Annotated in this window: 1 protein-coding gene; it reads left to right on the top strand. The window is 30.4% G+C overall.

The annotated features are described in order from the left end of the window. The coding region (locus tag Q3304_RS21025; RefSeq protein ID WP_407815502.1) for a zinc ribbon domain-containing protein at nt 1–227 on the top strand (227 nt) is incomplete at its 5' end. Between the last annotated feature and the right edge of the window lie 79 nt (nt 228–306).

Below are 306 nucleotides of genomic sequence, written 5' to 3'. Positions count from 1 at the left end.
TTCGTCAATTAGAATATAAGGCTAATTGGTATGGTAGACAAATTGTAAAGGTAGGTAAATTCTTTGCAAGTTCACAAATATGCAATAAATGTGGGTATAAAAACGAGGAAATGAAGAATTTAAGTATAAGAGAATGGATTTGTCCTTGTTGTAATGTAACTCATGATAGAGATATAAATGCAAGTATAAATATACTAAAAGAAGGACTAAGACTAATAAGAGTTTAAAATAAATAACTTATGTAAGAACCGTAGGAACTACGGGGATAGCCTGTGGAGAATTGGTAAGACATATTTCAGTATGCAA

The sequence above is a fragment of the Clostridioides sp. GD02377 genome (genome assembly GCF_045899875.1).
GTDB lineage: Bacteria > Bacillota > Clostridia > Peptostreptococcales > Peptostreptococcaceae > Clostridioides > Clostridioides difficile_A.
Note: the sequence above shows the minus strand (reverse complement) of the source record. Positions and strands in the feature narration are given on the sequence as shown.